The following is a 22003-nucleotide window of genomic DNA, read 5'->3' on the forward strand; positions in this document are numbered from 1 at the left end:
CCAATGATTAGACAAAGTGGAAGTAGTGTAAAGGGGAGACCAAGAATTAGTAAAATGGGCAATCAAAAACTTCGGAATTTATTATTTATGTGCAGTTTTACAGCTTGCAAATACAACAAAGCATGCAGAGATCTTTATGAGCGAATAGTGGCTAAAGGAAAGAGTAAAAAATTAGCATTAATCGCAGTGTGTAATAAGCTACTAAAACAAGCTTTTGCTATCGCAAAATCTGGGTTAATATTTGATGCAACATATAAAAGTACGCTAGTGAAAAATTAATGGGATTTTACTTGTTTTTTAGCACAGTACTTTGTTACCACACGTTTTTTATTCAGTTAATATTTCGTTCAGTATGAAATTCAGATTCTCTTTTCCAATTTCACTTAATCCTCCGTATTTCATATTCGGTGAGAATGGTTCCGATTCAGTCATTCCACAACCTTCCAAACACAGCCAAACCTTTCCAATTTCCTTATTTTTTTTGTTATAAAATCTTAAAATATATTCCGATTCAGACAAGCTCCAAGTAGTCTCTGACCAATTGAAGTTGTTCGGATTATTGAAAAACGCAATTAAATTAGCCTTATTCAATTCAGACACAGTTTTGGAAGTCAAACGACTCGTCAGAAAGTTATTCATAAACAACTTTATTTTCGCAACGTGTTCTCTTGGGAATTTATATTTTCCAAATCCAAAATTCTTTTCAAACGCCTTTTCTTGTTGTTCAGACGTTTTGTGCATATAAAATTCGTTCAGTTCGTCAGTCGGAACGTGTTTGGAATAAAATTGTCCTCTGTCAGCAATATCCCAAATTATTGTAAATCCGATTATGGCTAAAATTCCAATTACCAATAATATTTTTTTCAGGATTTTCAATTCGTGACGGTTTTCTCAAATGTGTGGCAACTCGTTATTATAGTAACTTCCATCACCAACACCCCATATTAATGTCGGGATAACAATAACTTCTGTAATACTTATCAGTTAATAAAATTACTGAATAATTTCAACTTTTATATACGTAAAGTCACGTATGCATTACTCTTCTAGTTTTCGTTTGGCCACAAACGTCCCATTAGGCTGAATAAATTTTACTTCATTAATATTTTTGTCATCACTTTCAAGAAACTCAATCTTAAAACCTTCGAGTGTTTTAAAATTAAATTTATGTTCTGCAGTTGGTATTAAGGCATATTCTGGTTGTCCTGGTACAAAAACATAAAGTACATTTTCGTCTTTAATGTAGGCTTTAATTTCTGTGCCCATTAAATCGTATTTACCAACATACTGCTCTAAGGTTTTAGCATCTACATCTATAGTGTTTGGTGTCCGTTTAAAAGCAATAGGGTCTACTAAGCCTTCAATATCCATACGTCCATAATCGATATCTCCTACAAAGTTGGTGCTAAAGTTTATTTTAACTGAATTACCAATGTCTGTGGTGTCTACTTTTCCATTTTTAACCTCAAGAAGTTCAAACGTGTCGTAATGAAAATGATTTAAGAATATTTTTTTTCCATTCAGTTTAGAAAATAAGGAATCGTTTTCTATTTCAATTTCAAACTTACCATAGCCTTTCTCTTCATAAGTACCTGTGTAGTCTAATTTGGTATGTGATGGTCTCGTGTTTTTTACATTAGAAGTTTCCGCCTCGTCCTTAGCTTCTTTCATCACTTCTAAAGATTTCTCTAAATCTTCCTTGTATTTTTTTGCCCATTCTGTTTTGTCAACATTCAGCATATAATCTGCTGTAATATTTCTAATAAGTCTTGGCACTGGTGAGCCATTTTGATTCGTTAACACCACAATACCCAAACTATCTGAAGGATATAAGGCAACACTAGCAGAAAATCCATCAATATTACCACCGTGTTCTACCAAATAATGACCTTTATACGAATGCAAAAACCAGCCATAACCGTAATTAGCGAATTGCGCATCGGGTAATTCTTTAGAAGGAAAGCCTGCCGCAACAACCATTTGAGAACTCATAGCTTCTTTTACGTAATCCTCAGGGATAATTTGTTGGTCATTATATTTTCCTTTATTAATCCAGGTCATTAACCATTTCGTCATGTCATTAACACTACTGTTAATACTGCCTGCTGGTGACATACCGGCAATATCGTAATAATCCATTTTGGTGATATTTCTATCAGCATCCAACTCGTAACCAAAAGCGGCGTTAGAACTAGATTTCATACCGGCAATAGTGGTTTTAGAACGATCCATACCTAAGGGCTTAAAGAATTCTGTCTCAATATTTTCTTCCCAGGTTTTTCCTGTAATTCTTTCGGTAATGACACCTTGCAATAAAAATCCAAAATTGTTATAGTACCAGTGTTCGCGCACTCCGGTAAAAGGTTCATGGTATTTTAGTTTGGTAACTAAACTGTCTTTATTATGACTTGGGAAATAATACCAAGAAGCATCGTGTCTTGGTAAACCTGTGCTATGACGCATTAAATCTTTAATGATAATGGTATTATCCATCTCATCATTGTAAAATTCTAATTCCGGGATGTATTTTCTCGGACGATCGTCAAACGTTAGTTTGTCGTCTTCACGATGTAATCCTAAAAGCGCAGAAGTAAATGCTTTGGTCGAAGAACCAATGGCAAAAAGCGTGTTAGCATCTGCTGGGATTTTATTTTCGTAATCGGCATACCCAAAACCTTTGGCATAAATAATTTTATCTCCTTCTACAATAGCTACGGCAAAACCGGCAGCTTTTGTACTTTCTAAAACAGCGTTAAATTGTTTTTCGATACCTTTTAGACGTTTGTCAGTTTGCGAAAACACAAAAGTTGAAACGAGAGTTAACACAAGAAATAGGATGCGATTTTTCATTATTTAGTTGGTTTTAAATGATGGTTATAAAATATTAGTAGGTATAAGTCTCTGTAAGTTACTGTTTTTTGTATTTAATTTTAAAAAATTACAATTCGTCATCAAAAAATAACATTTCGGTTATTTCAGTTTTTAAAACCAGAACTTGTAATCGATATTTGTATCAAACAAAACCATATACCATGAATATACTTATAAAAATGACTGTTACTGCTTTGATTAGCGTTATCAGTTTTCAGTTAGAAGCTCAAGAAAAATATACTATAACAGTCACTGTTGTAGAAGCCGATAACGATAAGGGTAAAATGTTTATAGCACTTTATAATGCTGAAACTGAATTTTTAGAGACGTCCTATAAAGGCGCCATAAGCAAAATAGAAAACAAAACATGTACGGTAAATTTTGATGATATTCCAAAAGGAACTTATGCGGTTTCAATTTTTCACGATGAAAATGATAATGGTAAAATGGACACTAACTTTTTTGGAATACCATCAGAAGATTATGGATGCTCTAACGATGCTAAAGGTTTTATGGGACCACCAAAATGGGCAGACGCCAAATTTGAATTAAAAGATAATAAAACACTAACAATAAAACTTTAATATGAAAAATCTAATACTTATTGCTTTACTTGTAATTTCTGGACTGGCACAAGCGCAAACCAATTTTGAAAAAGGCATGACCAAAGCTTTTGATCTATGGCAATCAGATAAAACAGATGAAGCCGAAAATATGTTTGAGCGTATTGCTAAGGCAGAACCTAAAGAATGGTTGCCGCATTATTATATCGCACAGATTAATAGCCTAAAAAGTTGGACAGAAAAAGATGCGACAGTTTTAAAAGCACAATTAGACAAGGCACTAGAACATTTAGATGCTGCTATGTTGAAAAGTGAAAATAATACAGAATTACTGGTTATGCAGGCTCAAGTTTTTACAAATTGGGTGGCGTTTGATGGTATGACCTACGGTATGAAATATGGTGGTAAAATAGCAGAGCTTTATGAAAAAGCAACAGCTATTGATCCTACAAATCCAAGAGCGGCTTTGGGTAAGGCTGAGTGGGCCATGGGAAGTGCAAAATATTTCGGAAAAGACACAGCTCCTTATTGCAAAGACATAGAAGCATCCATAGAACTTTTTAATACCTTTAAGCCAGAGAGTCAATTACACCCTAATTGGGGAAAAGAACGTGCAGAAGCGGTTTCTAAAGATTGTAAATCCTAATAAATTATGATGAAGTCATTAAAAAAAATAATTTTAACATTCGCCATTGGATGTGTGGTATTCGTAATAGGTAATCTTTTATCTGATGGTTTTAATTATGACTCATTTAATGACTTTATTATTCAGTTTGGATTTTACCAACTCTACGCTTTTGTTTTAGGGTATTCAAATATGGCGTTTTTCGATTATATGGAAAGACGAACATGGAGCAAAGGAGATTATATTAAACGCATACTTATAGGTATTATAGGGAGTACATTCATCACTTTAGTTGGTCTCTTTCTTTTACGAGCAGGAACATCCGTATTTTATTACGGGACCGACTTTAATGTGTTTATGGAAAAGGAATCCTGGAAAGCCTACTCGTTTGGCATCTGGATCACATTAAGTATCGTGTCTGTTTTTCATTTTGTTTATTTCTATAATCGCTATCAAAAAAACAAGATAAAGGAACAGAAGGTAATTGCAGGTACAGCAAGTGCAAAGTTCGATGCTTTAAAGAATCAGTTAGATCCGCATTTTTTGTTTAACAGCTTAAATGTTTTAACGAGTTTAATTGAAGAGAATCCTGTAAATGCACAAAAATTTACGACCTCATTATCTAAAGTCTATCGTTATGTTTTAGAGCAGAAAAGTAAGGAGTTAGTGACTGTAGATGAAGAATTAAATTTTGCAAGAACTTACATGTCGCTTTTAAAGATGCGCTTTGAGGATAGTATCATTTTTGAGATTCCGGATAAAGCTTCAAACCAAGAAAGTAAAGTGGTGCCATTGTCATTGCAATTGTTGTTAGAAAATGCGGTTAAGCATAATATGGTGACATCGAGTAAACCCTTGCATATCAAAATATATGAAGATGATAATTATTTAGTGGTGATGAATAATCTTCAGCCAAAACAAATTGTAAAGAAGAGTAGTGGAGTTGGTTTAGAAAATATAAAACAACGCTATCAGCTTTTATCAAATAAAAAAGTACACATCAATCAACGAGAAAAGGATTTTGCAGTCGCAATTCCTATGCTCACAAAACAAGTATCAATCATGAGAACAGCACAAAAATCACAAGCACGCCTTAACGACGATTATGTAAGAGCACGCAAACGTGTAGAAGAATTAAAGGCCTTTTATTACAGTTTAATATCCTATGTATTCGTCATACCGTTTTTAGTATTTATATGGTATACGTATTCATATATGACCATCCAATGGTTCTGGTTTCCTGCCTTTGGTTGGGGATTGAGTTTAGTATTTCAGGCCTATAGAGTATATGTAGATGATGGAGCGCTTGGAGCAGGATGGGAAAAACGAAAAATAGAAGAGTATATGCGCAAGGAAGAAGATACAAGACGATGGAAATAAATGATACAATTATGGATACTAATAAATCAAATTTTAGAAAAGCGAAGAATAAGGTTGAAAAACTAAAGCGTTTTTACACGCACTTAGCAGTTTATTTTATAATTAATTCTATTATAACTTCTGTAAAAGTAATGAGTGGAACTAATAGTGGGGAAACGTTTGAAGAGGCCTTTTTTAGCTTCTCTACGATGGCTTCATGGTTAGTATGGGGATTGGTAATTGCTATACATGCGTTTTCTGTATTTGGACTGCCACTTATTGTTGGCGACGATTGGGAAGAGCGGAAGATACAGCAGTTTATGAATGAAGAGTTTGAACACAATAAAAAATATAAGTAATGAAAAAATTTGATATAGAACCTTACGAAGATCAAAACGATTCTGTCGATTTTAGAAACGAAGAAGCGTATTTAAGAGCTAAGAAAAAAGTAGATGCTATCATTGGTTTTTACTGGCATTTGGCAGTATATGTTATCGTGAATTTGTTTTTAATAATTTTAATAGCCGTTAATTCTAGCGAAGGATTTACAGGATTTGGTCCTTATGCTACCGCATTTTTCTGGGGAATTGGATTAGCTTTTCATTTTCTAGGTGTTTTTGGTACCAATTTCCTCTTTGGAAAGAATTGGGAAAAACGAAAAATTGAAGAGTTTATGAAAAAAGAAGAGCAGAATTGGGAATAGGTTTTAGTTATGAGTTAATAGTGAAGAGTTAATAGTGAAGAGTTAATAGTTAATAGTGAAGAGTTAATAGTTAATAGTGAAGAGTTAATAGTTAAAAGGTATGCGTAACGTTTTTAAAATGATAAAATAATGAAGCAGATTAGTTTAAATATTCTTTTTGTGTTTGTGGTGTTTATTGGTTATGCTCAAGATAGTTTTGTAGTTGAAAATGTAAAAGTATTTGATGGTGCAACTATTATAGAATCCACTTCTGTTAAGGTTGAAAATGGTATTATTACGGAAATATCTAAGTCGATCGAAGTTTCAGATTCAACTGAAGTTATAGATGGAAAAGGGAAAATGTTATTGCCGGCTTTATCGAATGCACACGTGCATATTTGGGCACAACAATCATTAATGGAAGCTGCCAAAGCAGGTGTGTTAAATGTTATGGATATGCATGGTGTAGAAACATATCAATCTGCCATGCGCCAACTTAAAGATTCTACGAACTACGCTAATTATTATGTGTCTGGCTTTGCGGCTACTGCACCAGAAGGTCATGGTACTCAATTTGGTTTTCCTGTGGCTACATTATCAAAACCTGAAGAAGCTGCGAAATTTATAGAAGATCGTGTGAAAGCGAATGTTGATTATATAAAAATTATTGTAGAACCATGGAAAACTACTTTAGATTCTGAAACGGTTGCCGAATTGATAAAAGAAGCTCATAAAGCTGATAAAATAACAGTCGTACATGTTAGTCGACTAGACGATGCTATTGATGTTATATCTAACAATGCTGATGGTTTAGTACATATTTGGTGGGACAAAGAATTGGAAGCGGAAAAATTAAAAGAACTTTCTGATGATAAATCCTTTTTTGTGATTCCGACGTTGTTAACTACACTCAAAGCCTTTGAAAGTTTTGGGGCACAGGCATCAAAATTTTTAAGCAAATCGCAATTACTTTCAGAAGTGAAAAAAATGTATGACGCAGGCATTCCGATTTTGGCAGGTACAGATCCACCAAATTTAGGTATTAATTATGGTACGGATTTACATAAAGAATTAGAACTACTTAGCGAAACAGGAATGCCAATTGTAGAGGTTTTAAAAGCAGGAACAAGTAATGTTGTAACAGCATTTAATTTAGAAAATACAGGTTTTATTAAAGTTGGTTTTTCGGCTGATTTATTACTTGTAGAAGGTGATCCAACTCAAGACATAAAAGCTATTGGAAACACTAATAAGGTGTGGAAAAAAGGCAAATTAGTAAAATTATAAAGAAAATGAATAGCGACAAAAAAGAGCAATTACGAAAGGCTAAAGATCACCTTAGGAAAATTAAACTTTTCTATATTCATTTAGCGGGTTATATCGTTTTTGTAGCGCTTCTCTTGTATAACCTATATATAGTTGCAGGACCATACAAGAATAATATCATCAGCTTAAACCTTAGTTTAATTGTCGCTTGGACCGTTTTTATTGTTGTGCACGGCTTGAATGTTTTTAAAAGCAAACACATCTTTAAGAAAAGTTGGGAAGACAAAAAAGCAGAAGAATTCTTAGAGGAAAAAGATAAGAAAACAACCTTTTGGGAATAACACATTTTACAAATTTAAGAATCAAAATATATAAATTATAAGTCATGAATGTAATCATAATAGAAGACGAAAAACCATCAGCAAGACGATTACAACGTATGCTAAAAATTGTAGATCTCAATGCAGAAACCATGTTGCATTCGGTTGAAGAGTCTATAGAGTGGTTTCAAAATAATGAGCATCCAGATTTGATATTTTTAGATATTCAGTTGAGTGATGGTTTGTCTTTTGAAATCTTTGAAGCTATTGATATAAAGTCCGCTGTGATTTTTACAACAGCTTATGATGAATATGCCTTAAAAGCCTTCAAGCTAAATAGTATTGATTACTTATTAAAACCCATTGATGATGAGGATTTAAAAACGGCTGTTGAAAAATATAAAGGAAGATTACCTCAAAAACAATCCGTAACCTTAGATTTTAATGATATTAAAAATTTATTGGTGAATCCGATAGAGCGTGAATACAAAAAACGCTTCTCGGTAAAAGTTGGTCAGCACCTAAAACTTATAAATATTGAAGATATCGAATGTATTTACAGTGAAAACAAAGGCACTTATGCATTTACAACTGAAGGCCGTAATTACCTTTTAGACTCCACTTTAGATGAATTAGAAGCGGATTTAGAACCTGATGTATTCTTCAGAATCAGTAGAAAGTTCTACGTCAATATCAATGCCATAAAAGATATGGTGAGCTATACCAATTCTCGACTTCAAATAAAGCTCAACCGTTTTAGCGAGCAAGATATTATAGTAGCTAGAGAACGTGTTAAGGATTTTAAAAATTGGTTAGAATAATATCGGATAGATGTGTTTTTGAAACTAACCGATAAAAGTTGTATCTTTGTGATATGTGGGACGTTAATACAGCATATCGCAACGATTTAAATGCTACATTTAGTAGATTATTAGACAAGGTTAAGGTTTTAAATGCAGCCCGACCATTGCCCAATATTGTATTGCAAAATATTAAAGAATCACTCCTTATAGAGTGGACTTATAATAGTAATAGTATAGAAGGTAATACACTTAGTTTAAGAGAAACTCAAATGGTATTACAAGAAGGTATTACCATAAAAGGAAAATCACTACGAGAGCATTTTGAAGCTAAAAATCACGAAACGGCTATATATAAGTTGTATTCTTTAGTTAAGAGCGATTATGTTCTAAATGCTAAAGATATTTTAGAACTTCATGGTTTGGTATTGCGTTCTATAGAAGATGATTATGCAGGGCGTTTACGAAACGCTGCTGTTCGTATTTCTGGTGCTAATTTTATACCGCCAAACGCTCGTAAAGTTTCAGAATACTTAGAGACATTAATAAATTATATCAATACAAACCCACAAGGGCTGAATCCTATTGAGTTAGCCACGGTTTTTCATCATAAATTTGTATGGATTCATCCATTTTATGATGGTAATGGTCGTACCATTCGGCTTGCCATGAATTTATTATTGATGCGCTATGGTTTTCCCCCAGCCATCATTCTTACTAATGATAGAGCTAAATATTACGCAGCCTTAAATCAAGCTAATAAAGGAAATTATAGCAAACTGATGCTATTAATGGCTCAGGCTTGTGAGCGCTCAATAAATATATACATGAGTGCTATTCCAGGTTCAGATAAAGACTATCAGGCTATTTCTAATATTGTTGAAGAACCAGAGGTGCCATATAGCCAAGAGTATGTTAGTTTATTGGCGCGTCAAGGTAAAATAGATGCTCATAAAGAAGGTCGTAATTGGTATACAACTAAAGAGGCCGTTCTAAATTATATTAATGCTAAAGGGAAATAAAGTTGATGTTTTGAATGAAGACAAGAATATCTAATTTTTGTATTAATCTACCTCGCGGTTTTTATATAATTCAATGGCCTTTACATAATTTAGAGCGCCTTTCATACTTAAATCGTGAATAAACCCATCCATTTCAGGGTGGTTAATCTTAATCCAATTGGCAAGAGCGTTCACTTCGTTTTGCCATACAGTCCAATCAACTCCATTACAATCTAATTCTTTGATTCTTGATATTTTTCCAGAAGTAAATTGAAACTGATAGCGACAAGTCATTGGGTTATTCTTTAAAAATTCAAGTTTTAAAGAACGCATAGAAACAGTCGCAACAAGTTGTCCGTCCTTATGGTTTAAATCAACTAATTCATAATCGGGTTTAAAGATGGAGTCCCATTTAAATTGTTCGTAATAAATCTGTTGTGAGTAGGTTGTGGTATAGTCACCAAAGACTGTAGTAAGACTGTCCGCTAATGCATTTTTTATCAGGTTGTAATCCGAATTCTTATAACCTTTGTAGAATACTTTTATTTGCTCAGCTTCGGTATGTCGTTTTTTAGCACAACTTGTAAATACTATGATTATTAAAAGGAATAAGATGTGCTTCATAATTTGGAGTTTCTTTCAGCAAACTCATACTAAACTTAATCTTTATCGTCTATTCTATTATCATCAAAGGCTGAAGGTAATAACTTAGGAATAAACTTGATAAACAACGGCAAAAGCAACATACCTCCTGGTAACATAAAGATAGCCAAACTCGGTATAGACTTAAAGATGTCTATGAGTTGGGTTTGAATTTTCTTCTGTTCTTCGTCCGTCAGATTTCGTTGTGTGGATTGGGTTAATAGGTATAAAGCTTCTTTACTTTCTGATAATTCTTTAATTAAACGTTTACTGTTTCGATTGATAAGCTTTGAAACGACTTTACTACTATTATCATAAAAACTTTGTGCTAAATTTTTAGAGCTTAAAAAAGCAACCTCTTCTTTATGCTCATCATAAAATAAGTTAATGTCATTTACAGATCGCACAATAATTGTATGATCTACGTTTAAATCTGTTTTTAATTGATTTAAAAAATCTTGTTCTTCTCTGTCGATAATTTTATCAGTCCACGATGCCATACAGACCAAATCTATGACATATAACTTTTCTAAAGGCTCATCTATAATTGAAATAGCATCATTATACGTAAGAAGCTCAGCGTTTTTATAACGAATAGAATCTTCAAACAATTTAATAAGGTTTTCATCGTATTCAGATTTTACCGTCTTATTCTCAATAACTGAGAATACAATGGTTTCTAGTGCAGATTCAAGGTTTTCAACATAGTCTTTAATCTTATTTTCATCTTTCAAAAAACGTTGATACCCTAATACGTCAACGAATAAAAGGGCGTTAATTAAAAAATAATTAAAACTTTTTGAAATAAAATTATCATCAATGTGTATACGCTTATGAATGATTTTTTCCAACAAACTATCAGGTGATTTATCGCTAAATAAATCTTCAAAAAACGATCGCTTTTGGTCGGTGATAGACTTGTAATATCTAATGAGACTTTTTGTGAATTGTTCCTCTGGATTTTCCTTATTGTAAATATAATAGAAGGTAAGAAGTAAATTAGTCTTGCAACGTTCCTCTTCACTAAGTTCAAAGGGTTTAACAATATCTAATACCACTTTAATATTACTACCATATATAAATCCAGCGCGTTTTAAATTTATATAAAACGTATCCGTCTCAGTCTGAGAATACATGGTTTCAGAAACGAGATTAAGTAATTTTTTTATCCAGCCGTTAGCCGATGGATTCATAACATATAATTTGAAGGGTCAAAGTTAATTTTTTATGCCGAGAAATCATCAATTTATTTCATTAACAAAATTTTAACAAAACCGCTATTTATATTTTTTCGTAGGTAGAACAGAGACATTAAAACTAACAAAATCTCACAAATTATGAAACGAGCGTGTTGTAAGCATCATCAATAAACGAAATGATGAATAGCGAACAGCATGTGACAATTAAAAACCATTAAATAAAAACTCATGAAAAAAACAAAAATTTTAATCGCAACTGCAATCTTAGGTATTGCAACATTCGTTGCTATTGCAGCAGATCATATCGATGCTCCTGCAGTGCAAGGTGGTACAAGTGATATCACAGACTTTTATGCCTTTAGAGGTGAAAACACATCTAACTTAGTGTTGGTTGCCAACGTACAAGGACTTTTAACTCCTGGTAATACGGCAGCAGCGTCTTTTGATGAGCGTGTATTATTAGAATTCAATATTGATACTGACGGAGATTACATTGAGGATCTTGTAATCCAAGCAACTCCAAGAGATGGTAAAATGTATTTCTTCGGACCTACTGCACCAACATCAACGGGTTTAAACAGTACTATTGTTTCAACAACAGCTAATGCAGGTGTTGTAGATATTACAAATTATGGGGAAACTGCTATGATAGAGGAATTTGCAGGTATGAAATTCTTTGCTGGCCCAAGAGATGATCCTTTCTTTTTCGATTTTAACAAGTATACAGAAATTATTGCAGGAGATGCAACCGGATTTGCTAATCCTGGTGACGATACATTTGCTGGTTCTAACGTATTATCTGTAGTTGTTGAGGTACCTAAATCTATGATTGGTGGATCTGGTACAATTAACACGTGGGTAGAATCTAAAAGAAAACAATAATTTAAAATAAATAGTCATGCTGAAACTTTAAGACTTCAGGTTGAACACTAATGTATTCAACATCAAAAGGTTTCCAATGATATTAATTAATACTAAAATTTAAATAACATGAAATTCAATAATATAAAACTATTTGCAGTTGCAATTTTAGCGTCAATGACGGCTATCAACTGTAGTAACGACGACGATAATGTAACCGGTCCAACAGGTCCAAATTTTACAGGAACTTATGTTCAGGAAGACCAAATGGGACGACCAGCAATTAATACGGTTTTTGTAAACGACGGTATGAAAGATGCTTTTAATACCACAATCCCTTCAAATATGGGAGCTGCATTTCAAGCTGCATTTCAAACTAAATTAGAAACTTTGAGTCCAGCTTACGATGCAGCATCGCCAACTGATGCTAATGCTTTAGGCTTTACAGCGGCACAATTTACAGGTGTTTTAGCTACAGATGTATTAACGGTGTCTTTAGATGACCCAACAACATTTTTTGATGGTACAAATATCTTAACAGGTAGAAACTTATCTGATGATGTTATCGATGTAGAATTGATATTAATTTTCGGTGGTGAAGCAGGTTTAACAAACCCAGAATACCCTGGATTATCTAGTGATAATGTCGCTGCTAATGACAAAGAATTTTTGATGTCTTTCCCTTACTTAGCGTCTCCTTGGTAAGCGATTGATTGGTAACCTAAAATGGGATCGAAAGATCTCATTTTAGATTATTAATATGGGCTTCCACTCGAATTAACCAAACTCAAAAAACCAATTATTATGAAACTCAAAAATATACTTCCCATTTTTATAACGCTAATAATGCTTAGTTGTAATTCTAATAAAATTACCAATGAAGCTGATTATAGCCAATACCTATCCACCGAAATAGATCAAACTAAACTTTTAGAAGATGTCGATTTTTGGACTAATAGAATAGAGAATAGTTCTAGTTCTTATACCTATTTAATCAGTCGTGCTAATGCCAATTCAGAGGTGTTTAACGTTACAGGAGAGATTGATTATTTAATTAAAGCCGAAAAGGATCTACTTGAAGCTAATAAAATAGTTAAGGGTAGTGACGCCGGACTCTTAAAAAATATAGCTACAAATTACATTTCACAACACCGTTTTAAAGAAGCTCTAGTCTTACTGAAAAAAGCAGAAGCTAATGGTGCAAAACTCAATGGGACTAAAAAAATGCTCTTCGATGTGCATTTAGAGCTAGGTAATTATATCTATGCAGAAGCCTATTTAAAAGATATCAAAAATACATCTAGTTTTGATTATTTGATTCGTTTATCAAAATTAGAAGATCATAAAGGCAATTTAGATGGCGCTATTGAAAACATGGAAAAAGCCATGGCAATCGCAGAATCTTCTAATTTAAAAGGTATGAAACTATGGTCTTATACTAATATTGCAGATTTTTATGGTCATGCTGGTGACATAGATAAGTCTTACGCTTACTTCTTAAAAGCGTTAGAATTAGATCCTAATAATGCTTATGCTAAAAAAGGAATTGCATGGATTGTGTATTCGCACGAGAAGAATCCAACGGAAGCTCTAAACATCTTAAATCACATAACGTCTTATCACAATACTCCAGATTACGATTTATTAAAAGCGCAGATTGCAGAATATAATGACGATTCAAAGTTAAAAGCAAAATCTTTAAAAAACTATCAAGCGGCAGTTAAAAATGAATTGTACGGAGACATGTATAATCAATACAACGTTATGGTTTTTTCGGAAGATATAGTAATGCCAGAGCGTGCTTTAGAAATCGCAAAGCAAGAAGTTGAAAATAGACCAACACCACAATCTTATAACTTATTAGCTTGGAGTTATTTTAGAACGGGAAACATTGAGAAAGCAAATGACATTATGGTAGAATTTGTAGAAGGTAAAACCTATGAGCCAGCCGTCATATACCATATGGCAGAAATTTATAAAGCAGCAGGTAAAACAGCCAAAGTTCAACCTCTAAAAGCTGAACTTTTAGCTAGTATTTATGAGTTAGGACCTACGATGGTTTCAAAGATAAAGCAGCTATAATTCTTACAATTTTATAACAGGATATTTGTATTTGTCATCCTGTGATTTATAAATTAATTCTCAAAAATTCCCGAATGAAACAGATCAGTATATTAACCTTTATTATGAGTTGTTTTGCCTTTACGGCATACAGTCAAAACGTAAAAGGACGCGTCGTAAATGAGTTAAATCAACCCTTGGAAGCGGCCTATATTTATAACCAAACTTCCGAAAGTCATGCACATACATTAGAAAATGGTGTGTTTGTTATTGCTAATACCAAATTAGGAGATTCTTTAAGAATTGGGTTATTAGGTTATAAAACTAGAATTATAACCTTAGAATCCATTGAACATCTAAATTTTATTCTAGAAGAAAAAGCCTTTCAATTAGATGAAATGGTGATTACCGAAGAGTTAAATACGGTAAGTACAATTTCGAGATTAGACTTAAATGTTACTCCGGTAAATTCCACACAAGAAGTCTTACGAAAAGTGCCTGGTTTATTTATTGGTCAGCATGCAGGTGGAGGTAAAGCCGAACAATTATTTCTACGTGGTTTTGATATCGATCATGGTACTGATGTATCAATTTCTGTAGATGGAATGCCGGTAAATATGGTGTCTCACGCACATGGTCAAGGCTATAGCGATTTGCATTTTGTAATCCCTGAAACGGTGAATAAAATTGATTTTGGTAAAGGTGGTTATTATGCGCAAGAAGGAGATTTTAATACAGCCGGTTACGTTAATTTTAAAACAAAAGATTACCTAAAAGAAAGTGAGGTTTCGTTTTCTGTGGGGCAATTTAATACTATGAGAACGGTTGGTTTATTCAATCTTTTAGAAGATACTAAAAACCAAAATGCTTATGTGGCATTAGAATATATTAATACGGATGGTCCTTTTGAATCACCACAGAACTTTAACCGTTTAAACCTATTTGGAAAGTACGTTATGTTTTCACCAGAAAACGACAAACTGATCTTAACGGCTTCTCATTTTACAAGCCGTTGGGATGCTTCTGGGCAGATTCCACAGCGCGAAGTAGATAATGGAAACATTTCACGATTTGGAGCCATTGATGATACTGAAGGCGGACAAACAGAACGTACCAATCTTAATGTAACTTTCGATAAGTATATTGATGATCATACCAGTTTAAGTGCTAACGCCTTTTATTCGCATTATGCTTTTGAGTTGTATTCTAATTTTACCTTCTTTTTAGAAGATCCTATTAATGGAGATCAAATTTATCAGAAAGAAGATCGAAATATTTTTGGTGTCAACACCGCCATTACACACACCACATATTTGGGCGATACGGAATTGACGCTAACCTCTGGTATAGGCTTAAGACATGATATTTCTGATGATGTAGAATTATCTAGAACCTTAAACAGGTCCACAACTTTAGAAAACATTCAATTAGGAGATATTAACCAAACAAATATTGACGCTTTTGTAAATGCAGAATTTGAATTTGGAAAATTTAAAGTGGCACCAGCGTTACGTTTAGACTATTTCAAGTTTATGTATAACGATGCTTTGCAGTCTAATTACCAAACTTTAGCAGAAACTAAAACGATTGTAAGTCCGAAGTTGAATTTCTATTACAATGCACAAGATAATCTGCAATTGTATTTAAAATCAGGAATAGGATTTCACTCTAACGATACCAGAGTGGTGGTTGCCAATGGAGGCGAAGATATTTTACCACGTTCTTATGGAGCCGATTTAGGATCTGTATGGAAACCATTTCCTAAGCTCGTAGTGAACTCTGCCTTATGGTATTTGTTTTTAGAACAAGAATTCGTTTATGTTGGAGATGCAGGTATTGTAGAGCCAAGCGGAAAAACAAGACGTTACGGATTAGATTTAGGCTTGCGTTACCAGTTGACCGATTGGTTGTTTTTAGATACAGATGCAACGCTTACCAATGCCAGAAGTGTAGATGATCCGGATGGTGAAAACTACATTCCTTTAGCACCAGATTTTACGCTAATTGGAGGTTTGTCTGTGGATGATCTTAATGGGTTTTCTGGAGGTTTACGTTTTAGATATTTAGATGATAGAGCAGCAAACGAAGACAATTCAATTGTAGCAGAAGGGTATATGGTAACTGATTTTAATGTGAATTATAAACTGAATAACATCACATTTGGTTTTGCGATAGAAAACTTATTTGATGTGGATTGGAATGAAACCCAATTTGCTACAGAATCGCGTTTGCAAAACGAAGCACAATCTGTTGAAGAAATACATTTTACACCTGGTACACCATTCTTTCTAAAAGGAACGGTAAGCTATAGATTTTAATAAGCTTTCAACCGCTTAATTTGTGGGGAAGCAGATTAAGTTAAGTTGATTGATTGCTAGCAAAAAAGAGGAATCTAAAGTTAGGGTTTAGATTTGTCGTGTCATGAGAAACTCATGATGTTTTTTGAGTTTTTTTGTTAGTGATGGCACCTGCTCGTAAGAGTGGGTGTTTTTTTTGAATATCATTTAATAAATAATTACTTACCAATAAAGTCTGCGGGGATTTTTGCAGGTAGGCTAGAGGTAAGCCGTTCATTATACCTATTGTTGGTAGTAGTTTTTATTCCTCTAAAATCTGAATAACTTCAGCTTCACCAATTTTTCTTGCTCCTTCTTGAATCCACCAAATTCTTCCTTTCTTTAAAATTTCTTCAATATTCTGATGTTTTAAAAAGATCACTTTTACGTTTTCAGTTTCTCCTGGGTAAATTCTACCTTTTTCAAAGTCAATTTGACCAATATATGTTGTTGGAAAGTCATTTGAATTTGGCAAATATTCCATAACGTGGTTTGGGCGATAACCTGTTCCGATGCCAGTTTTTCGTCCACTATTTTCGGTTGCGTATAAAGTCAGTTTAGCTTTTATGTTTTTAATGTCGGAATTCATAAAACCAATTTAGTTATTATTCATTTTTTTTAGAACGTATGGTTTTCTATAATTACTGCCAACGACGGTCTAGTAAAAGGATAGTAACGGATTTGAACGCACTAGCCTTTCGGTTCAATCTAGACATTTGTTTAATTTACTTACTTTCATTTTAGAGAAAAACTGATATTATTTTTGTACATGGTTGTACGCCGTTTTATTCTTGCTTTATTTTGAGCCATTCCTCATAGGAAACAACAATTTTTTCTTTTTGGGGAGTAGATTTCCCCTGCAAGATCCCGATAAACTCTAAAGAATGTCCATCTGGATCGTCAAAATATATAGAAATAGCGGGCATCCAAACAAAAACCATAGGTCTTTCTGTTCCGTCTCTTAAAAAATTTCGGCACTTTAGATTTCTGGATTTTAGATAATTCACAGATTCATTTAGTATCCACTCAGGTTCACATTCAAAAGCAAAATGTCTAATATCAATTTCTTCCTTTGGCTTTTCCCACAAACCAAGCATAGATTGTTTTTCTTTACCTATCCAAAAAAAAGCTGCTCTCCTATCGTCTTCGTAATAGCATTGTTTAAGTTCAAGTGTTTTACCATAAAAATCTATAGAGCGTTCTAAGTTTTCTACATATAAATGTGTTTCAAAAAGTCCTTTTATCATCTGTAATTATTTTTTATTCAGCTAAGTTTCTTATGCATTGTTCTCTTATATGCCAAATTTGGTCAAAGGTAAAATTGAGATCAGTTTTTGTTAACCAATTTCTTATGAAATTCTTGTGATAATCAATTTTAAATTCTGCTACTTGATTAGGTTGAATTTCAAGTTCTTCAATGATGTCACTTTCAATTTTTTTAAAATTTGATCTTTTCGTTGTTAAATCTATACGAACGTTGTTTATTTTTAGATAACAATGAGCTTCCGGTAAGTATTCAATTGCATATTTAGATAATTCGTTTCCGATTTTTGGTGTGTTACTATTATTCATTTTGTACATGCCAAGAATCAATTTTACATCAGGGAAATTATTTCTATTAGCTATTTCTTTTAGAGTAGAATGTTTTGAACTGCAAGTTCCTTTTTTTTCAATTAGAACCAGTTTAAAATCAGTTCTGTTTTTATTTCTACCATATGGCAGTCCTTGTATGAATTCAGTTAATTCATTCCAATTATTTAGACCGTAATTTCTAGCAATTTTAGTTAAGTCGTCATTTGAATTTAAATACCAGTTTTTAGTCATTTGAACTGTTTAATGTTTTGTCTTTTAGTTGTATACAGCGGTCTTGTGTATGGTTTACTTCGTCTGTTCGCTTCGCTCGGGTGTTGCGTGGTTAAGCACCTAATTTAGCAAATAAATCATTGATAGATCCAAGTTCAGCGAACTAGCGAAGCCATATTCCGTAAGAATGTTAGTAAATCGCCAGTGACCAAGCCATTTATTATATAGGATGTTACCACACGTCTTTAGTTTTTTACGAAAATTAAAGCCATTTTATAATCTCCTTTATGTCCAGAAGAAAATACCATTCTATCTTCTTGTAACTCTATTAATTTTAATGAAAAGGAAGTACTACTCACTATATTATCTGTTATTTTCCCCCTAATCATAGTCAACCAAACTTCCCCTTGTTCTTCATAAAAGGTATAGCTTGCTTCTGCAATTTCTGAATCACCATAATAACAATTTTCATTTCCACTAATTACGTCTACCTCATTATCTGTTTTAAAAATGTAACTGTCATCAACAAAACACTCATTTTGATCACTTATCCAATTATCATAGTTCTGATAGTAGGCTTCTAATTCCCATGTTTTAGAGCTATTATTATGTAGTACATTTAAATCTTCGGTAGTATATATTTCACGTGAATTATCTTCATCATCTGTACTACATGCTACAAAAAGAATTAATAAAAAAGTAAGTGTTATTGGTAATTTTAACGTGTTCATAAATATGGTTTTTTTTTTTGATTTTCTTTGTGCATTCAATTATTATGCCATTTACTTATTTTTTATATGTTGCTAGTGGTTTGGAATAATGATTCGTTATGCATTGTAGGCGACAGTTTCTATTTTATTTTTAATGGTACCATATAGATTTTACTCAATCCATTATTATTTTCACGAACGTAATTTTTAAAATCTGATATGTTTTTAAAATTTCTTGAGTAAATGTTACTTCTCTTGCTTGTAAAGTACAATATTTGGTTTTTTTCATCATAGAACGGACAATATTCCATTTTTTGTGTATTAATAGGGGTACCTAAGTTAGTTGCTTTTTTCCATTTTCCGTTGGCATCTTTTTTGGAGATATAGAGGTCGCCACTTCCTTGTCCATCTTTCTCATTGTATTTTGAAAATATCATAAAATCTTCATTACTAGAGATAAAAGCATTAAACTCATAACCTTCACTGTTTATGTTTTCATCTAATACAATAGGATTTGAATATTTATCATTCTCCCATTTACTAAAATAAATATCATCTTTTCCTAATCCATTAGGAGACTCTAATGTGAAGTATAAATTATTGTTTTCACTAAGCGTAGGATAAAACTCGTTTAAGTCAGAATTAATAGGTTTTCCTATGTTTTTTGGTTGAGACCATTCGCTATCTTTAGTATCTCTATCTACGTACCAAATATCAAAGTTTTTCTTAACATTAATAGAATCATTTAATGGTCTGTCGGAAGCAAAAAATAAGCGATTTCCATTAACTGATAAAAATGGTTCTAAATACATGTTTGAATCACAGAAGGATAATAGTTTGGGTGCTGTCCATTCATTATCTTCTTTTTTCATACTAGCTAATTGAGAAATTTCTTGACCAGGACTTTGTATTGTAAAAAACACTTCATCACCACTTTTTGAAATACAAAAATCTCTTACATTTAGAAATTGATTTAGTGTTTTATCGAATTGCCTAATATCATTTTCATGCTGTGCTAAGACTATATTTGAAATTAAAACAAACGCAATAATTAACCTGTTTTTTATCATATTTATCTTTGTTAAGTGTTGTTGCGTGGTTATGTATGATTAGTGGTGAGTTTAAGCACTAAAGTTAGCAAATAAATCACAGATAGAAAGTCCGCGAGGACTTTCGTAAGTAAGCTATAACCAGCAATTAATTTTATACGGTGTTAGTCACCGTATTTTTGACTTTTCAAATGGTCTTTTATCTGAAGTAGTCATTTTATATTGTTCCAAAGCCTCTTCCAGAGTTAGATCTGTTGGCATATTTTCAATGAATGTCATAACTGATGTAAATATGAACGGTATGTTGCTTTTTGAATTAAAATCAGATTTTGTTGCAATGTCATCTAATTGATCAGCATTCCATTTTTTTCTTATTCTATTGGCACTCTCATATTTTTCCTTAATCAAATTTGGAAGCCATATTTTGTTATTTAGAGAATCTGGCAACAAGTGATGTCTATATTGCCAAGTTGAGTAAACCTCAAAATTTCCTTTATCTTTATCATTTTGGAAATGTAGGTAAGAGATTGCCTGTTCAGGATCAAATCGCCCCTCATTTACTGCCTTGCAAAGAATTGGTTCAAGATCAATTATGTTTTTATTGCTGCTTCTTCTTTGAGATGTATGAACTAAAACCACATCATGATTTTGCCCTCTTAAAGATTTTCTAAAACCGAGCTCTATCTGAGAAGGGAAGCCAAGAGAATCAGTTATGGAAAGTATCCTGTTCATATTTATTATTCGATTAGCTTGAATAGTGTCATCATGAGTATCGTACATTGGTCTGAACATTTGATCTCTTTCCCAAATTGATTTGAATTCATTTCTTAATCTTGAGTCATATTCAGTCGTTCTTTTCTCTATAAAAGAATTCCAAAGGTTTTCATCTATATATGTGTTGACAAAAATTGACTTTAGCAAACTTAAATCATCTGAATTATTTATAAGTAGTTGAAGATTTAAATTTCTTTCATCTAAATTATTAGAGAGTTGATTTGAAAGTGCGGCATTATAAACATCAGAACAAAAAGGTTTTTTGATTTCTTTAAATGCCAATGAGTAATTTTTGGATGCTCTATCGAAATCACGATCACAAATTGCAATTTCAGCTTTATTAGTTAGAATGTGATATTTAGTAATTGCTTCATTATTGTAGTTGCATTTCGTTAATTCAGTGATGGCAGAATTTTCAGACTTAATATTCGTCTCATTACGGTTTTTACAACCTACTTGAATTGTCAGAATAATTATAATGATTGTTATTCTCATTTTTTTAATTTTATGGTGACTAACGTATTTGTGTATGGCTAGTTGCGTTGGCTAGCACTAAGTTAGTAAATAGAAAACGAACCAGAGGAAAATCCCACGGATTTTCCGAGTACACACAGACCAAGCAATTGGTTATACACGTCTTAAGTTTACAATTCATTAAATTTAAGGATAAATTAGAAAGAACAAAAGAGAGGAATAAGGTTAATATACACGCAGAGACTTTAGATCTCGTCAACATTGAAAATCCCCTCTCTTTTCTACACAGATTTCGTACAGTTCTGTGAGGCTTTTAGACCTCGATTTTAAGTCGTTGAAACTCGCGTAGTATGTCCTTTCAAAAAAACATTTTCTTATGAATAAAGATATTAAATATTTTGGAATTGACATCAGCCAAAAGGTTTTTGATGTTACAGATTCTGATGGTAATTACTATCAGTTTAAAAACAATGAACTTGGCTTTAAAAAGTTCTCAAAACTCTTAGATTTTAATAGCTATTGCGTTATGGAAGCTACAGGTTATTATCACTATCAGTTAGCTTATTATTTGCTAGAAACTGGATTCAAAGTATCAGTAGAAAATCCA

General features: G+C 32.8%; 24 protein-coding genes and 1 pseudogene. 15 read left to right on the top strand and 10 right to left on the bottom strand.

Translation table 11 applies throughout. From position 1 onward, the window contains the following. Positions 1–279, top strand: a 279-nt coding sequence (locus BLT80_RS19295) for a transposase (RefSeq protein ID WP_139181027.1), incomplete at its 5' end; no start/stop codon positions are given. A 48-nt stretch (positions 280–327) separates the two neighbouring features. On the opposite strand, the gene BLT80_RS19300 is transcribed toward BLT80_RS19295, so the two are convergent. After that, positions 328–876: a hypothetical protein gene (locus BLT80_RS19300; protein WP_092471093.1), complete on the bottom strand. Its 549-nt coding sequence runs from the start codon at positions 874–876 to the stop codon at positions 328–330. Positions 877–1038: 162 nt separating this feature from the next. Continuing rightward, positions 1039–2850: a serine hydrolase gene (locus tag BLT80_RS19305; RefSeq protein WP_092471096.1), complete on the bottom strand. Its 1812-nt coding sequence runs from the start codon at positions 2848–2850 to the stop codon at positions 1039–1041. Between the two features lie 182 nt (positions 2851–3032). Here BLT80_RS19305 and BLT80_RS19310 point away from each other — a divergent pair, with 182 nt between their 5' ends. The 9 genes from BLT80_RS19310 to BLT80_RS19350 all read left to right on the top strand — a co-directional run bounded on the left by BLT80_RS19310 (position 3033) and on the right by BLT80_RS19350 (position 9508). Further along, a complete protein-coding gene (locus tag BLT80_RS19310; RefSeq protein ID WP_092471099.1) occupies positions 3033–3455 on the top strand; it encodes a DUF2141 domain-containing protein in 423 nt (140 codons plus the stop codon). A 1-nt stretch (position 3456) separates the two neighbouring features. Further along, positions 3457–4080 (top strand): tetratricopeptide repeat protein, encoded by a 624-nt coding sequence (locus BLT80_RS19315; protein ID WP_092471102.1) that lies wholly within the window; start codon positions 3457–3459, stop codon positions 4078–4080. A 6-nt stretch (positions 4081–4086) separates the two neighbouring features. Beyond that, positions 4087–5439, top strand: a complete 1353-nt coding sequence (locus BLT80_RS19320; protein ID WP_092471104.1) for a histidine kinase — start codon at positions 4087–4089, stop codon at positions 5437–5439. Positions 5440–5450: 11 nt separating this feature from the next. Further along, positions 5451–5777, top strand: coding sequence for a 2TM domain-containing protein (locus BLT80_RS19325; RefSeq protein WP_092471139.1), 327 nt, complete (start codon positions 5451–5453; stop codon positions 5775–5777). After that, the gene (locus tag BLT80_RS19330) at positions 5777–6121 is read left to right on the top strand and encodes a 2TM domain-containing protein (protein WP_092471106.1); all 345 of its coding nucleotides are present in this window, start codon (positions 5777–5779) and stop codon (positions 6119–6121) included. Before BLT80_RS19325 ends, BLT80_RS19330 begins: the two co-directional genes overlap by 1 nt. A gap of 129 nt (positions 6122–6250) precedes the next feature. Next, positions 6251–7387 (top strand): amidohydrolase family protein, encoded by a 1137-nt coding sequence (locus BLT80_RS19335; RefSeq protein WP_092471108.1) that lies wholly within the window; start codon positions 6251–6253, stop codon positions 7385–7387. 5 nt (positions 7388–7392) lie between these two features. Then, on the top strand, positions 7393–7707 hold the full coding sequence (locus BLT80_RS19340; protein WP_139181111.1) for a 2TM domain-containing protein: 315 nt from the start codon (positions 7393–7395) through the stop codon (positions 7705–7707). A 44-nt stretch (positions 7708–7751) separates the two neighbouring features. After that, on the top strand, positions 7752–8507 hold the full coding sequence (locus tag BLT80_RS19345) for a LytR/AlgR family response regulator transcription factor (RefSeq protein WP_092471112.1): 756 nt from the start codon (positions 7752–7754) through the stop codon (positions 8505–8507). A 53-nt stretch (positions 8508–8560) separates the two neighbouring features. Continuing rightward, the gene (locus BLT80_RS19350; protein WP_092471114.1) at positions 8561–9508 is read left to right on the top strand and encodes a Fic family protein; all 948 of its coding nucleotides are present in this window, start codon (positions 8561–8563) and stop codon (positions 9506–9508) included. Positions 9509–9550: 42 nt separating this feature from the next. Here BLT80_RS19350 and BLT80_RS19355 read toward each other — a convergent pair whose 3' ends face one another. Then, positions 9551–10111, bottom strand: a complete 561-nt coding sequence (locus BLT80_RS19355; RefSeq protein ID WP_092471116.1) for a hypothetical protein — start codon at positions 10109–10111, stop codon at positions 9551–9553. A 35-nt stretch (positions 10112–10146) separates the two neighbouring features. Beyond that, complete coding sequence (locus BLT80_RS19360) at positions 10147–11322, bottom strand: LETM1-related biofilm-associated protein (protein ID WP_092471118.1); 1176 nt, start codon at positions 11320–11322, stop codon at positions 10147–10149. Between the two features lie 234 nt (positions 11323–11556). Here BLT80_RS19360 and BLT80_RS19365 point away from each other — a divergent pair, with 234 nt between their 5' ends. The 4 genes from BLT80_RS19365 (at position 11557) to BLT80_RS19380 (ending at position 16568) form a co-directional block, all read left to right on the top strand. Further along, on the top strand, positions 11557–12210 hold the full coding sequence (locus tag BLT80_RS19365; protein WP_092471120.1) for a DUF4331 family protein: 654 nt from the start codon (positions 11557–11559) through the stop codon (positions 12208–12210). A gap of 108 nt (positions 12211–12318) precedes the next feature. Further along, positions 12319–12894, top strand: coding sequence for a DUF4331 family protein (locus tag BLT80_RS19370; protein ID WP_092471122.1), 576 nt, complete (start codon positions 12319–12321; stop codon positions 12892–12894). Positions 12895–12993: 99 nt separating this feature from the next. Continuing rightward, positions 12994–14271, top strand: a complete 1278-nt coding sequence (locus tag BLT80_RS19375) for a tetratricopeptide repeat protein (protein ID WP_092471124.1) — start codon at positions 12994–12996, stop codon at positions 14269–14271. A 74-nt stretch (positions 14272–14345) separates the two neighbouring features. Next, positions 14346–16568 (top strand): TonB-dependent receptor, encoded by a 2223-nt coding sequence (locus BLT80_RS19380; protein WP_092471126.1) that lies wholly within the window; start codon positions 14346–14348, stop codon positions 16566–16568. A gap of 280 nt (positions 16569–16848) precedes the next feature. On the opposite strand, the gene BLT80_RS19385 is transcribed toward BLT80_RS19380, so the two are convergent. From BLT80_RS19385 to BLT80_RS19410, 6 genes are all read right to left on the bottom strand, one after another. Beyond that, on the bottom strand, positions 16849–17175 hold the full coding sequence (locus tag BLT80_RS19385) for a hypothetical protein (RefSeq protein ID WP_092471128.1): 327 nt from the start codon (positions 17173–17175) through the stop codon (positions 16849–16851). A 196-nt stretch (positions 17176–17371) separates the two neighbouring features. Then, positions 17372–17833: a VOC family protein gene (locus tag BLT80_RS19390; RefSeq protein ID WP_092471130.1), complete on the bottom strand. Its 462-nt coding sequence runs from the start codon at positions 17831–17833 to the stop codon at positions 17372–17374. A 13-nt stretch (positions 17834–17846) separates the two neighbouring features. Further along, a complete protein-coding gene (locus BLT80_RS19395; RefSeq protein ID WP_245710307.1) occupies positions 17847–18410 on the bottom strand; it encodes a hypothetical protein in 564 nt (187 codons plus the stop codon). A gap of 224 nt (positions 18411–18634) precedes the next feature. After that, a complete protein-coding gene (locus BLT80_RS19400) occupies positions 18635–19120 on the bottom strand; it encodes a hypothetical protein (protein ID WP_092471132.1) in 486 nt (161 codons plus the stop codon). Between the two features lie 119 nt (positions 19121–19239). Further along, on the bottom strand, positions 19240–20169 hold the full coding sequence (locus tag BLT80_RS19405) for a TolB-like translocation protein (protein WP_092471134.1): 930 nt from the start codon (positions 20167–20169) through the stop codon (positions 19240–19242). A 147-nt stretch (positions 20170–20316) separates the two neighbouring features. Continuing rightward, a complete protein-coding gene (locus BLT80_RS19410) occupies positions 20317–21417 on the bottom strand; it encodes a hypothetical protein (protein WP_092471137.1) in 1101 nt (366 codons plus the stop codon). A 355-nt stretch (positions 21418–21772) separates the two neighbouring features. Here BLT80_RS19410 and BLT80_RS19415 point away from each other — a divergent pair. Beyond that, positions 21773–22003, top strand: a pseudogene (locus BLT80_RS19415) (IS110 family transposase); the annotation flags it as partial.

Origin of the sequence: Winogradskyella thalassocola (assembly GCF_900099995.1) — a bacterium.
GTDB classification, from domain to species: domain Bacteria; phylum Bacteroidota; class Bacteroidia; order Flavobacteriales; family Flavobacteriaceae; genus Winogradskyella; species Winogradskyella thalassocola.

Bases quoted from the DNA above. Each gene is read 5' to 3' on its own strand.
- BLT80_RS19305 (WP_092471096.1), bottom strand. From the start codon at position 2,850: ATGAAAAATCGCATCCTATTTCTTGTGTTAACTCTCGTTTCAACTTTT.
- BLT80_RS19310 (WP_092471099.1), top strand. From the start codon at position 3,033: ATGAATATACTTATAAAAATGACTGTTACTGCTTTGATTAGCGTTATC.
- BLT80_RS19315 (WP_092471102.1), top strand. From the start codon at position 3,457: ATGAAAAATCTAATACTTATTGCTTTACTTGTAATTTCTGGACTGGCA.
- BLT80_RS19320 (WP_092471104.1), top strand. From the start codon at position 4,087: ATGATGAAGTCATTAAAAAAAATAATTTTAACATTCGCCATTGGATGT.
- BLT80_RS19325 (WP_092471139.1), top strand. From the start codon at position 5,451: ATGGATACTAATAAATCAAATTTTAGAAAAGCGAAGAATAAGGTTGAA.
- BLT80_RS19330 (WP_092471106.1), top strand. From the start codon at position 5,777: ATGAAAAAATTTGATATAGAACCTTACGAAGATCAAAACGATTCTGTC.
- BLT80_RS19335 (WP_092471108.1), top strand. From the start codon at position 6,251: ATGAAGCAGATTAGTTTAAATATTCTTTTTGTGTTTGTGGTGTTTATT.
- BLT80_RS19340 (WP_139181111.1), top strand. From the start codon at position 7,393: ATGAATAGCGACAAAAAAGAGCAATTACGAAAGGCTAAAGATCACCTT.
- BLT80_RS19345 (WP_092471112.1), top strand. From the start codon at position 7,752: ATGAATGTAATCATAATAGAAGACGAAAAACCATCAGCAAGACGATTA.
- BLT80_RS19350 (WP_092471114.1), top strand. From the start codon at position 8,561: ATGTGGGACGTTAATACAGCATATCGCAACGATTTAAATGCTACATTT.
- BLT80_RS19355 (WP_092471116.1), bottom strand. From the start codon at position 10,111: ATGAAGCACATCTTATTCCTTTTAATAATCATAGTATTTACAAGTTGT.
- BLT80_RS19360 (WP_092471118.1), bottom strand. From the start codon at position 11,322: ATGAATCCATCGGCTAACGGCTGGATAAAAAAATTACTTAATCTCGTT.
- BLT80_RS19365 (WP_092471120.1), top strand. From the start codon at position 11,557: ATGAAAAAAACAAAAATTTTAATCGCAACTGCAATCTTAGGTATTGCA.
- BLT80_RS19370 (WP_092471122.1), top strand. From the start codon at position 12,319: ATGAAATTCAATAATATAAAACTATTTGCAGTTGCAATTTTAGCGTCA.
- BLT80_RS19375 (WP_092471124.1), top strand. From the start codon at position 12,994: ATGAAACTCAAAAATATACTTCCCATTTTTATAACGCTAATAATGCTT.
- BLT80_RS19380 (WP_092471126.1), top strand. From the start codon at position 14,346: ATGAAACAGATCAGTATATTAACCTTTATTATGAGTTGTTTTGCCTTT.
- BLT80_RS19385 (WP_092471128.1), bottom strand. From the start codon at position 17,175: ATGAATTCCGACATTAAAAACATAAAAGCTAAACTGACTTTATACGCA.
- BLT80_RS19390 (WP_092471130.1), bottom strand. From the start codon at position 17,833: ATGATAAAAGGACTTTTTGAAACACATTTATATGTAGAAAACTTAGAA.
- BLT80_RS19395 (WP_245710307.1), bottom strand. From the start codon at position 18,410: ATGACTAAAAACTGGTATTTAAATTCAAATGACGACTTAACTAAAATT.
- BLT80_RS19400 (WP_092471132.1), bottom strand. From the start codon at position 19,120: ATGAACACGTTAAAATTACCAATAACACTTACTTTTTTATTAATTCTT.
- BLT80_RS19405 (WP_092471134.1), bottom strand. From the start codon at position 20,169: ATGATAAAAAACAGGTTAATTATTGCGTTTGTTTTAATTTCAAATATA.
- BLT80_RS19410 (WP_092471137.1), bottom strand. From the start codon at position 21,417: ATGAGAATAACAATCATTATAATTATTCTGACAATTCAAGTAGGTTGT.